This is a genomic window from Bartonella sp. AP88HLJMH, from assembly GCF_042195605.1.
Taxonomy (GTDB): domain Bacteria; phylum Pseudomonadota; class Alphaproteobacteria; order Rhizobiales; family Rhizobiaceae; genus Bartonella.
This window is the reverse complement of record NZ_JBHIOR010000040.1, coordinates 1-4,917: the sequence shown is the minus strand read 5'-3', so window position 1 is coordinate 4,917 and position 4,917 is coordinate 1. Positions and strand designations below refer to the sequence as shown.

At 42.5% G+C, this 4,917-nt stretch carries 7 protein-coding genes; all 7 read right to left on the bottom strand.

The window, feature by feature from the left end:
- Nucleotides 1-200: phage major tail tube protein (locus ACFIMA_RS09080; RefSeq protein WP_375693388.1), on the bottom strand; the 200-nt coding region annotated here is incomplete at its 3' end.
- Nucleotides 201-203: 3 nt separating this feature from the next.
- On the bottom strand, nt 204-1,403 hold the full coding sequence (locus ACFIMA_RS09075; protein WP_375693389.1) for a phage tail sheath family protein: 1,200 nt from the start codon (nt 1,401-1,403) through the stop codon (nt 204-206).
- 86 nt (nt 1,404-1,489) lie between these two features.
- On the bottom strand, nt 1,490-1,699 hold the full coding sequence (locus ACFIMA_RS09070; RefSeq protein WP_375607418.1) for a 2-hydroxymuconate tautomerase family protein: 210 nt from the start codon (nt 1,697-1,699) through the stop codon (nt 1,490-1,492).
- A gap of 280 nt (nt 1,700-1,979) precedes the next feature.
- The gene (locus tag ACFIMA_RS09065; protein WP_375653975.1) at nt 1,980-2,513 is read right to left on the bottom strand and encodes a hypothetical protein; all 534 of its coding nucleotides are present in this window, start codon (nt 2,511-2,513) and stop codon (nt 1,980-1,982) included.
- A 122-nt stretch (nt 2,514-2,635) separates the two neighbouring features.
- Nucleotides 2,636-2,983, bottom strand: coding sequence for a hypothetical protein (locus tag ACFIMA_RS09060; protein ID WP_375653978.1), 348 nt, complete (start codon nt 2,981-2,983; stop codon nt 2,636-2,638).
- Between the two features lie 58 nt (nt 2,984-3,041).
- A complete protein-coding gene (locus tag ACFIMA_RS09055; RefSeq protein ID WP_375653981.1) occupies nt 3,042-4,169 on the bottom strand; it encodes a hypothetical protein in 1,128 nt (375 codons plus the stop codon).
- Between the two features lie 147 nt (nt 4,170-4,316).
- Entirely contained in the window at nt 4,317-4,796 is a 480-nt protein-coding gene (locus ACFIMA_RS09050) for an FAD/NAD(P)-binding protein (RefSeq protein ID WP_375693387.1), read from the bottom strand.
- Nucleotides 4,797-4,917: the final 121 nt, after the last annotated feature.

The following is a 4,917-nucleotide window of genomic DNA, read 5'->3' as shown; positions in this document are numbered from 1 at the left end:
GTATGGCTGCGGATTTTCATTTGCAAGCCAAGGGCTTTGACACCAAGACCGCTCACATCAATTTGCATATCAGAGCCGCCCGGTTGATAGGTTTCTGTAATTTCTTCCAACGTGGGCAGTTTCAATGTTTCAAGATCAAGGTGAAGATTCACATCATCATCAACAATCAAGGTAAAACCGCGTACAATGCGTAAAGTCATGCTTTAACTCCTTGCTGCTTTGCGATAAGTTTCAAGCGTATCGCCAAATTGATAAGTCATTTTCTTTTGGATATCTTGCGCCAAACGGTCAAAATAAGCGCTATTGCGCCGGCTGCCGAAACTCAAATCTTCTAAAGGTGGCACTTCTTCTGCATCAAATTCCACCCGCAATTTTCCCAATTGTAAAGTGCTGTTGGAATTTAAATCGCGGTCAAACCAAACACGGCCACCCAAAAGCGCACCACGCGCAATCATATCATCAAGAAACTGTGTAAGGCTGCGGGTAATGGCAATGACATGTTGACCAGTAAGGTTTTCATCATTCGCCCAAGGGCGCAAATTGTTAATGATGGTTTTTTCCAAGGCTGCACGGGTGCGCACCACATTGACAAAGCGCCAAAGTGGATCACTGGAGGTGGTATGATTTCCCCATAAAATGCGCCCATTGGCAGCCATTTGCCCATGCGCATTTTGACTAAGTCGTGCTGGAATAAAGGTCGCAATATCGGCTTGGTTAAGGCGATTTGCCTCATGATCAATTTCCCCATCAAAATAGCTAATGGGGCGTGCTGTCCCTAAAATGCCATGCACATCTTGGTTGGAAGGAGACCAAAAAACACCGCCCCTTTGCTTGTCCCGTTTGATAAACATGGCTGCTGCAAAAGGACTTGCGGGTTTAACACTAACACCTCCATCAGAATTTGCCACCCGTACAAAGGGGTCAATCAAATAACAAAAGCGTGAGGAAAAATCTGCACGATAGGCAAGGCTTTCTTCCGCATTTTTACCCCCCGTATCAAACACGGCAATGGCTTGCAACTTTTCTGCCACTTGTTCCAGTGCATCTGCCACGGGGTTTTTGCCATTGTCAATCCGCCCTGCACTATAAGCCGGTGCTAAGAGAATTCCAGGCTCCACCCCCAAATGCCCCCGCGCATGCGCTAAGGCATGCACACCGGTCAAGTGAGTATTGGATCCCACCATTTCGGTTTGTGTCTCAGCAATGGTTGACTTTTCTTCCACCCGCACAAGAATAATTTGTGCCTCAATCCCCTGCGCGCACACGGCGTTAATCACATCAAGAGCCGTTCCCCTTCGCCCAAGCTTTTGGATTTTCTCACCCTCATGCGTAAAGAGAAGGACAGGCTCGTCGAGGGGAAAAACTTGGTTATCAGCATCAGGGGCTGTAACAACCGCTCCAATGGCTGTCTGATCAAATGTTGCTAAAGGACGGGATTTTTTACATTGATTAACCCTATTGACCTTAAATTATTGTCAAATACACAGAGTTATTCTTTATTTTGAGCTTTTCTTAATTCTGTAATGGGGACACCACCAATACCCCAATTGTCTGTCTCCACTTCATCAATCACGACAACAGTCGTTTTCGGATTTTTATTCAGAATATTAACTAATAATTGAGTTGCCCCTTCTATTAGTTGCCGTTTCTGTTCAGAGGTAACCCCTTCATTAGTAATTTTAATATTTATGTAAGGCATAAGATCTCCATAATTTACAAATATTGAATAAAAGAGCTCAAATAAATGAACGCAAAAAGATTAAATATTAATACATAATAACTATGCATTTTAAAGCTCATATCCACCGGTGAAATATGCAGGCTACTGGAAGCAAAAATAGCATTTATTGATACAGGAGAAAGGAGTTGAGCTGCAATAAAGAAGCAAATCCAAACCAAATAATCCGTAACCCCATAAGCCATCGATGACCCTAGTAAGGGAAATGCCAAACTAAATAGCACCATAGGGTGAATTCCTACTACACTGAAAATTGGCAATACAAAGAGAATACAGGCATAAGCTGCCAAACAGAGAGTGATGCCAATGAGTGACTAAACGTCACCGGCAACAAAGGAATAAGCAAATCACAAGTAGATATTAGCAGACTACAACCTAGCAACAACATAATTTCACTGGATATACTGCGTATCACTGCCATCAAAGGAGTCAAAAAATCAATACTGCGTGAACTCCCACGCTCAATGAGGTATAGAATGCTCGCCGTCAATGCAATGCTTTCTAGTGCATTCAACCTAATAACTGTCAACGCAACGATAAATATTAGCCAGAAAAATATCAAAAAAATCCAAATTCTTACTCTCTCTCCTTCTTTATTCGCTCTCCTCTCATCACAAATAATCGGGTTAGCTAGCGGTACAACTGGAGAAAGGCACAACAACAACAGACTAAATAGAAAAAGTGGTATCCCCAAAGCAGCGGATGTGAATATTGGTGTTCTAGGCATAGCAGCGAAAACTGTTGCTGCACCGATGCTGGTCGGCATCAGTACCATCGTGATGCTCATCATTCGCATCACAATAGCGGCCAAATGGCGAGAGGGAAAAACACTTTTTTTCAAGGCATCAATCATTAGGGGGATAACCCCCAAACTCATCGGCCAAGCTAAAAACGCAGTCAGTATCGCGATGGACAGGGTAAGCGAACCCTTCCATAGCGCATCAACCGTTCAGAGAGAAATTCTGAAATACGCCATGTATTCATCACATGGCGCAACAATCCCATGGCGAGTAATAGCCAAAAGACATCAGTAAAACGCACAAGCACAGTACGAACATCAGGCAAGTGCCAACGCCATATCAGCACTAAAGTACAAACCAACAGGATGAACACACCACTGCGTGCATTACCCTTCAACCACCAGTATGGTATCGTCAAAAGCAAATAACCGAAAACAGTCACTCCAGCCAATGGAATAAGAAACCAAGTTCTTATTGAGATAGACATAAGAAAAATGAATAGCATCAGCATCGCCATTATAACGGATACGGAGGACATGCGTATCAGGAAGCTTTTTACATCATCAATGTACATTAATTGTTGAATCTTTGACTGAGTAGCGATTAAGAAGCTGCTCGTACATGTTAATGACACAGCGCCCTGCATCCCGCAGTGCACGAGAATTAACTAAAGGCCTAGGCAAAATATATGTATAAAAATTGGGCCCCTCTACTGGATTACCGACCACCCATAATGTATTTTGTATTTGCCCTTTAGTGTCTATAGGATGCTGCCGACGGTCAATATCAATACCACCAGGATGATATCCTTGGTTGATAAATGGTCGAATGATGCCCTGACCAGCCAAATTCTGGATAAAAGAGGACTCATCACGCAACGGAGAAAAACGATCAATCTTGGCCTTGATCAGCACATCTCCATCAACTGAACTGTTTTCATCTTGAAAAACAGACTGAATTTCGAAACGGCTGGTACTAGCATTGAGAACAAGTTTAGGTGAAGGTCCGCCAGCCAAAGTCACGATACCAGCCTCCATCAGAGCCTTCAACTCTTGGTTTCGCTGCATCGGTGGGCCGACAGAAATACGGTTAAAGTTTGGATTAAAATATTCAATAAAATACTTGTGAGATGAAGACGTTAACCCGCAAAAATCAATTGCTGAACGTAAGATATCACGGACATCTCGTAGCACATCTGTAGCAGCTTTCACTGGGCCATCAACATTACCTGCAGCGGAAGAATGAAGATCGTCCTTCAAATGCTCCATGAAGAATCTTGTATAATCCTTCAAAGAGGCAAATATTTTATTTCGATGAGGATACAGCAACGCTTGAATACACTGCTCGTCTTTGGAAGTAACAACATAGGTTTCAGGGTCTAGCCACTGCCCCAGCTGCGTACTTCGATAGACATAACACATTTCTTTAAGCAACAGAGGTAAAAGCTGCGTTTCGAAATCCAGCTTCGGAGAACCGTTAGCAATGCTGGATTGCTTACGTAGATGATGTATTGCATCGAGAGTAAGGAATGATGGTATGTATTGCCCACTACCACCCTTTTGATTAATCCCGCGACTACTAAAAGGCAATGTTTGACGGGAGAATAGAGCTGTCGCAGGTTCTTTGCCGCTTGGCATGTAGCGCAATTGTCCAGCATTTTCAGTAAAAGTCCCACCGCGACCGTAAGTCAATTACGACAAGACATCATAGCTAGTTAATCCAATTCCCTGCAGCAGCACACGAGACTGAGCTTGTATAGAGTCCAACTTTTCAATTGGATAAGGATTCGAATAATAGTTCAAAAGCGCGTTTTTCATTTGGTGAACAGCCACAAACTGTTACAGGCTTTCATCATGCGATGAATATATATTCTTACCGTGACCCGTGGTCATGGAAACAAAATCTACACTATAACGACAGCCATCTTCCAAAAGAACATCCGTTTTATGATCTTGGTGGATATGGAGATTGATAACTTTTTGTCGGATCTCCTTAATACGAATAGCGAAAGGTAAATCTTGCGTGAACTCTTGGTAAGCCCAAGACAGGTCTTCCCCTAACAAACGACGTGATAAATAATCATTTTCTTTGATTTCTCTCCCAACATCATGCTCTGTACGAGAAAAAACACCGTTAATATTACGATAACCTTGTTGACTAGCCCATTGATAAAAATTCGGCCCCTTACGAATAGGCTCTACCCCCTTAACTGTATCATCACCAAATAAAGTAATCTGGCAAGCGACAGTGTTAACCAATAAATGATCTGGCTGATGCACACTATGGGAACCAGTTCCCATCTCATTGGGATTAATCAATAATGTTTCCAGAAAATGGATAATGGGAATAAAGTGTTCAAGGCATTGATTTATAATGATAATCTAGCGTTATTCATATTGAATGAGAACCCTGAATAACGTAAGATTCTCTCATTTTAAA